The 3,208-nt window shown below is 54.3% G+C and carries 2 tRNA genes and 2 rRNA genes (1 of these 4 only partly in view); all 4 read left to right on the top strand.

The window, feature by feature from the left end:
• Positions 1-246 precede the first annotated feature (246 nt).
• Positions 247-1,735: ribosomal RNA gene (locus ACZXDY_RS44405) — 16S ribosomal RNA — on the top strand.
• Positions 1,736-1,963: 228 nt separating this feature from the next.
• Positions 1,964-2,040: transfer RNA gene (locus ACZXDY_RS44400), tRNA-Ile, on the top strand.
• A 33-nt stretch (positions 2,041-2,073) separates the two neighbouring features.
• Positions 2,074-2,149, top strand: a tRNA-Ala gene (locus tag ACZXDY_RS44395).
• A 392-nt stretch (positions 2,150-2,541) separates the two neighbouring features.
• Positions 2,542-3,208 (top strand): 23S ribosomal RNA (locus ACZXDY_RS44390); it runs 2,189 nt beyond the window's last position.
• Together the 16S and 23S rRNA genes with 2 tRNA genes alongside form the textbook arrangement of a ribosomal RNA operon.

Here is a 3,208-nt window from a genome sequence, read left to right as displayed (position 1 = left end):
CGGGCTGTTTGACAAGTAAAGATGAAGAAAGAGAAACGTGGACGGCGGAGTCCTTGCGGGTCTCGATTTTGAAAACCTTGGTTTTCCCGATCGGGACCGGACGAAAGACTTCGGCGGTACACGTTTTGAATAAGGTTACACCATGGCCTCTTCATTGAGGTCAGGTCGCCAGCGATGTGAATCGCTGTGCGATTTTGGTGTGGACCTCGTCAAACGTTGTGATCAGCCGGTTCAAAGTTTCAAGTCCAACTTGAGAGTTTGATCCTGGCTCAGAGCGAACGCTGGCGGCAGGCTTAACACATGCAAGTCGAGCGGGCGTAGCAATACGTCAGCGGCAGACGGGTGAGTAACGCGTGGGAACGTACCTTTTGGTTCGGAACAACACAGGGAAACTTGTGCTAATACCGGATAAGCCCTTACGGGGAAAGATTTATCGCCGAAAGATCGGCCCGCGTCTGATTAGCTAGTTGGTGAGGTAATGGCTCACCAAGGCGACGATCAGTAGCTGGTCTGAGAGGATGATCAGCCACATTGGGACTGAGACACGGCCCAAACTCCTACGGGAGGCAGCAGTGGGGAATATTGGACAATGGGCGCAAGCCTGATCCAGCCATGCCGCGTGAGTGATGAAGGCCCTAGGGTTGTAAAGCTCTTTTGTGCGGGAAGATAATGACGGTACCGCAAGAATAAGCCCCGGCTAACTTCGTGCCAGCAGCCGCGGTAATACGAAGGGGGCTAGCGTTGCTCGGAATCACTGGGCGTAAAGGGTGCGTAGGCGGGTCTTTAAGTCAGGGGTGAAATCCTGGAGCTCAACTCCAGAACTGCCTTTGATACTGAAGATCTTGAGTTCGGGAGAGGTGAGTGGAACTGCGAGTGTAGAGGTGAAATTCGTAGATATTCGCAAGAACACCAGTGGCGAAGGCGGCTCACTGGCCCGATACTGACGCTGAGGCACGAAAGCGTGGGGAGCAAACAGGATTAGATACCCTGGTAGTCCACGCCGTAAACGATGAATGCCAGCCGTTAGTGGGTTTACTCACTAGTGGCGCAGCTAACGCTTTAAGCATTCCGCCTGGGGAGTACGGTCGCAAGATTAAAACTCAAAGGAATTGACGGGGGCCCGCACAAGCGGTGGAGCATGTGGTTTAATTCGACGCAACGCGCAGAACCTTACCAGCCCTTGACATCCCGGTCGCGGACTCCAGAGACGGAGTTCTTCAGTTCGGCTGGACCGGAGACAGGTGCTGCATGGCTGTCGTCAGCTCGTGTCGTGAGATGTTGGGTTAAGTCCCGCAACGAGCGCAACCCCCGTCCTTAGTTGCTACCATTTAGTTGAGCACTCTAAGGAGACTGCCGGTGATAAGCCGCGAGGAAGGTGGGGATGACGTCAAGTCCTCATGGCCCTTACGGGCTGGGCTACACACGTGCTACAATGGCGGTGACAATGGGAAGCGAAGACGCAAGTCCTAGCAAATCTCAAAAAGCCGTCTCAGTTCGGATTGGGCTCTGCAACTCGAGCCCATGAAGTTGGAATCGCTAGTAATCGTGGATCAGCACGCCACGGTGAATACGTTCCCGGGCCTTGTACACACCGCCCGTCACACCATGGGAGTTGGTTTTACCTGAAGACGGTGCGCTAACCGAAAGGGGGCAGCCGGCCACGGTAGGGTCAGCGACTGGGGTGAAGTCGTAACAAGGTAGCCGTAGGGGAACCTGCGGCTGGATCACCTCCTTTCTAAGGATGATCCTTCAGAGAGCTCACGCTCACTATCGGATCGTTTTAGAAACATCTCGGGGCCAATCGATCGCCAGATCGCTTGAGCTCCATTGGCGGGACCTCGCCGTCTTCGTTTCTCTTTCTTCGCGGACGAACACGCGCCAGGGGCTTGAGCGCTGTGCGATGCATCGGCGAAAGCCGGTTGCGCGCGAGCGGGTTCCTAATCCTTTGCAGGATGAGCGTTAGGGGCTTGTAGCTCAGTTGGTTAGAGCGCGCGCTTGATAAGCGTGAGGTCGGAAGTTCAAGTCTTCCCAGGCCCACCACTTTCATCGAGCGGGCATTCGTCTTCTGGTTACGGGGCCATAGCTCAGCTGGGAGAGCGCGTGCTTTGCAAGCATGAGGTCGTCGGTTCGATCCCGTCTGGCTCCACCAGATGGTTTGATCGCCGGTGCCTCAACCGTCGTCCGCGAAACATCAATTCGCACACGCAGTCCGGATGGACGCGGTGTGCGTGTTATCTGACATCGTAAAGAGGAGATCGATCCAAGTTTGGGATCTGCGGAGCAATTCGCGGGTGCTCATTCACTATCTCCAGATCATTTTCGGCGCTCGTTCATCGCAAGATGAGCGGGTTGTAAAATGATCCTGTTAGCGAAGCTTGACCGCCTCGCTATTGGTTCGATCTTACGAAGCAAGCTGGTCTTTCTAATCAATGTCCGGCCGCGCAAGCAGCATTCATCGAGGGTGCGCGCTTTGAGATTTCGGTCTCAATGCGATTGGGCGGCATACATTCTGCCGAGTGTGTGGACATTGATAATGAGAGCAATCAAGTGCCTTAAGGGTGTTCGGTGGATGCCTTGGCGCTGAGAGGCGATGAAGGACGTGCTACGCTGCGATAAGCCGTGGGGAGCTGCGAAGAAGCTTTGATCCACGGATTTCCGAATGGGGAAACCCACCTTCGATAGCCGGAACTCCAAGATCTTGAGGTTTAAACACCTTGTGTTTTGGGGTTCGACCAGAAATGCGAGAAATCAAACCGCGAGGTTTTGGATTTCCGGTTATCAAGAGAAGGTATGAGACTTCTGAATAAAATAGGAGGTTTCAAGCGAACCCAGGGAACTGAAACATCTAAGTACCTGGAGGAAAGGACATCAATCGAGACTCCGTTAGTAGTGGCGAGCGAACGCGGACCAGGCCAGTGATACATCAAAGACAACCGGAACCTGTCAGGAAAGCAGGGCCTTAGAGGGTGATAGCCCCGTACGGGTAATGCGATGATGTATCCTTGAGTAAGGCGGGACACGTGCAATCCTGTCTGAACATGGGGGGACCACCCTCCAAGCCTAAGTACTCCTCAGCGACCGATAGTGAACCAGTACCGTGAGGGAAAGGTGAAAAGCACCCCGACGAGGGGAGTGAAATAGACCTGAAACCGGACACCTACAAACAGACGGAGCCCAAGATGCGTTCTGGGTGACGTCGTACCTTTTG

The sequence above is a fragment of the Bradyrhizobium sp. LeoB3 genome (assembly GCF_055456055.1).
This window is presented reverse-complemented; position numbering and strand designations above follow the sequence as displayed.